The following is a 611-nucleotide window of genomic DNA, read 5'->3' as shown; positions in this document are numbered from 1 at the left end:
GGATGTCCTCGAGTTCGCCGGCGGCTTCGCGCAGGGTGCTGAAGCTGACGCCGATGTAGTCGTCTGCCATGTGTGGTGCCCCCGTGGAATCGTGCGTGTCAGACGTCGAGGATGCGGCTGGCCGGTGTGAGGGGGGCGGTGCCCTCGGAGAGTCCGGCCGCTTCGAGGGCGGCGTCGACACCGCTCCCGGCCTGCCGCATCCGGCGCAGGGTGTCCAGCTCCTGGTCGGTGAAGCCGTCCCGGCTCATCCTCATGGCCTCTTCGAGGACCTTGAGGATCTCCCGGATGCGCACGGCGTCCTCGGCCGCTCCCTGGTGCAGGGCGCGGTAGCCCTTGGCCGCCTCGCCCTTCCAGCCGGCCTCGATGCGGTCGACGACCGCGTCCATCCGCCGTACCTGGTTGTCCAGGTGGCGCTGCATGCCGTCGAGGTCGCCGGCGAGTCGGGTCAGGTCGTCGTCGGAGACGTCAAGATGGGCCTTGTCGACCATGGTTCCCCCTCCACGCGGTCGATGAGCGTCCTTGGAACGGTAACAACGCCCGCTGACAGCAAGGACTTTGCAAAGGCAGAGGCGAATGTGATGTCCGCTACACCGGCCGGCCGATCAGCATCG

At 68.1% G+C, this 611-nt stretch carries 1 protein-coding gene; it reads right to left on the bottom strand.

The window, feature by feature from the left end; all coding sequences use genetic code 11:
- Positions 1-98 precede the first annotated feature (98 nt).
- Positions 99-488, bottom strand: a complete 390-nt coding sequence (locus ACTMTU_RS36065) for a WXG100 family type VII secretion target (protein WP_441267647.1) — start codon at positions 486-488, stop codon at positions 99-101.
- Positions 489-611 lie beyond the last annotated feature (123 nt).

Source organism: Streptomyces sp. OZ13, from assembly GCF_052068155.1.
Lineage (GTDB): Bacteria > Actinomycetota > Actinomycetes > Streptomycetales > Streptomycetaceae > Streptomyces.
The sequence above is the reverse complement of the archived record's forward strand: the minus strand, read 5'-3'. Positions and strand labels throughout refer to the sequence as shown.

Bases quoted from the DNA above. Each gene is read 5' to 3' on its own strand.
- ACTMTU_RS36065 (WP_441267647.1), bottom strand. From the start codon at position 488: ATGGTCGACAAGGCCCATCTTGACGTCTCCGACGACGACCTGACCCGA.